Annotated in this window: 1 pseudogene; it reads left to right on the forward strand. The window is 38.2% G+C overall.

Features of this window, described 5'->3' with window-relative positions:
* Nucleotides 1–736, forward strand: a pseudogene (locus AC1DND_RS28875) (BT_3928 family protein); the annotation flags it as partial.

Below are 736 nucleotides of genomic sequence, written 5' to 3' on the forward strand. Positions count from 1 at the left end.
CCCCATGGCAGTCGTTCAGTAAAGATCTGATCCTTTTAGCGCTGATCATTGTTATTTTCTTAAACAAGAACCTGATCCAGCCTTTATTTAAAAAAGAAACCACTCAAAGAAATATCGCTATTGCAGTAACGGTTATATCTTTAGGTTTTGGCTTGTACACTTACAATGTTTTGCCGATTATCGATTTCCTGCCTTATAAAGTTGGTGCACATCTTCCATCATTAATGGTGATTCCTCCAGGAGAAAAACCAGATGAATTTGAGATCATGTATCACTTAAAGAACAAGAAAACCAATGAAGAGAAAGATATGAGCGATAAAGCCTATCTTAAAACAGAGATATGGAAGGATAACAATTGGGAAATTATCGGTGAACCGGCAAAAAGGCTGGTTAAAAAAGGTTTTGAACCTAAAATCAAAGACCTGAACATTACAGATGCTTCGGGTACCGATTATACCAAGGAACTGATCGAAAACCCTTATTATAATTTGATCTTTGTAGCCTACGATCTTCATGCTACCAACGAGGCCGCTATTGGTAAATTGAACGCCTTGGCTTTAAACGCTACGCAGCAGTTTAATATCCGTACGGTATTGCTTACTTCCAATTCGGCTCAGGATGCACAGGTCTTTATCAAAAAGAATAACCTGTTTTCGGAGGTTTTTTATGCCGATGCCGTACCTTTAAAAAGTATGGTTAGGGCAAATCCTGGCGTTTTATTGATGAAGAATGGAGT

Source organism: Pedobacter sp. 01N416 (assembly GCF_056399685.1).